This window comes from Moorena sp. SIO3I6 (assembly GCF_010672095.1).
Genome location: NZ_JAAHHU010001151.1, coordinates 1 through 1,623, shown reverse-complemented (window position 1 = coordinate 1,623; position 1,623 = coordinate 1). Strand labels below are relative to the sequence as shown.

At 44.7% G+C, this 1,623-nt stretch carries 2 protein-coding genes; both read right to left on the bottom strand.

The window, feature by feature from the left end; all coding sequences use genetic code 11:
• Positions 1 to 1,154 (bottom strand): AMP-binding protein (locus tag F6K49_RS47145; RefSeq protein ID WP_293109406.1); only part of this gene is annotated, 1,154 nt, incomplete at its 3' end.
• Between the two features lie 116 nt (positions 1,155 to 1,270).
• Positions 1,271 to 1,623 (bottom strand): enolase C-terminal domain-like protein (locus F6K49_RS47140; protein WP_293109404.1); only part of this gene is annotated, 353 nt, incomplete at its 5' end.

Genomic DNA, 1,623 nt, shown 5'->3' with positions numbered 1-1,623 from the left:
TATAAGTAACCCTGTTGATCGAAATAGACTAAATCGTCCGATTGTAGCGTTTGGACTTTGTTGGGAAATTTACTTAGCTCAGACTCTAGGCCGAGATTTTTGCTAGGGCTATAGTAGCCATGGAATAAGGACTTGGCCTCAATAGTAATCACACCGGTAGAGAGCGCCTCCACGATTTCTCCACTACCATTGCGAATGGTCACCTTGGCATGGGGTAACACCTGACCACAACTATTGTTACCACTGTTACCACTCAGGAAATCCTCAGGTTTAAGGGTGACTACACCAGAAGCGGTTTCGGTCATGCCATAGGTAAGAGCTAAAGGAATACGATCCTGTCTTGCTTGTGTTAATAGGGATTCCCAAGCCGGAGCACCCCCTAACAATACTGTCCGAAAGCGGGATAACCAGTCAGCCGCATCTTGGTTGATGAGCTTGGCTAGTTGAGTCGGTACCAGAGAGATAAAAAATTCTTTGGGATCAATGTCTCGTCCTTTGCCAGCTTTGAGGGCTTTGAAGGGCAAAATCACCATACGTCCACCGGTGGTAAGCGATCGCATAAACTGCATCAAACCACTGACATGATACAGAGGCAAGACACAAAAGGAATTCACTGGCTTGTTCCCAAAATACTGATGAAACCCTGCTACTGATGCCATTAAGGTTTCCCAAGTGTGAATGGCAAAGCGGATTTTACCAGATGAGCCCCCTGTGGGAATCATAATGAGTGCTGAGGGCTTATTATTGATGATTGAATATTTTTTATTGAGTATTGAGTGTTGATTATTGAGTATTGATGGCTCAATGATACTCGCTAATTCTCCGATAATTAGATCGGGATGGATTTGCTTAAGGACTTGTTGCCATTCTGGTTTTACCCAGTGGGGATTCCCTAAGAAGACATGAGAATTACTGGCAACAGCAGCTAGGAAAGCGGCAATAAATTTAAGAGGACTTTGCTCTACTAAAAGAATTTTCGGTGCTTTTTCCTGGGAAAGTTGGGAGAATTGCTGACAGTATTGCTCAATGAGTTGGTTAAGTTGCTGACTGTCATAGCCAATCAGCCATTGTTCACCAGAACGTTGTTGGATATAGCTTAGGGGCTGTTCAAAGTATGAATCCTGCCGATATTTGCTCTTTAACGCTTCAATCATCTAACCAAATAACCTTAACACCCAATAACCTTCAAAATTCCAACCTTCAACATTCCAACCTTCAACATTCCAACCTTCAACATTCCAACCTTGGCCTTTCGGCCACGCGATCGCGTTCAACCTTCATTAAACCAATGGTTGACACCAAAACCTACAGCGCGCTTGAAGTCAGAGAGTTCTGCTGCTAACTGGAGAACCGCTTGTTGACCAATGGTAGTTTCCAAGGCTGATGAAAAAACGGTATCAATCGGATAGGTGTCGCAAAACTGCCGTAATCGTTTCCGAGAACCTGCGATCGCAGCTTTAATCACAAAAATTCCTCGCCATCCCCGCTGGTAACACTGTTCAAGTTGGTCAAGGGTTGCCACCGATTCATCCAATGCGATCGCAGTGGAATAGTTGTGGCTCATCTCCAACATCACATCGAACTGCTCTGGAGGTAGGGGCTGTTCGATAAACTCAACCGCTA